The organism is Bradyrhizobium sp. Kon56 (genome assembly GCF_055807635.1).
In genome coordinates, this window is sequence record NZ_JBVVOU010000574.1 from 1 (window position 1) to 245 (window position 245).

Sequence of the window (245 nt, forward strand, 5' to 3'; positions counted from 1 at the left end):
AGGTGAACCAGCAGGAAGCGGTGATCGAAAACATCATTGCCACCCAGAACGTCTCCATTGGCCTGGAAGCCGGCTCCAAGCCTGAGCTGCTGGCCGTGCTGGCCCTGGCGCCAAAAGGCGGCACCATCGTCTGCAACGGGTACAAGGACCGTGAGTTCATTCGCCTGGCGCTGATGGGCCAGAAGCTCGGCCACAACGTGTTTATCGTGATCGAGAAAGAATCCGAGGTCGAGCTGGTGATCGAA

Annotated in this window: 1 pseudogene; it reads left to right on the forward strand. The window is 58.8% G+C overall.

Annotation, left to right across the window (positions count from 1 at the left end):
• Positions 1 to 245 (forward strand): annotated as a pseudogene (locus AC0L3B_RS40100) (biosynthetic arginine decarboxylase); the annotation flags it as partial.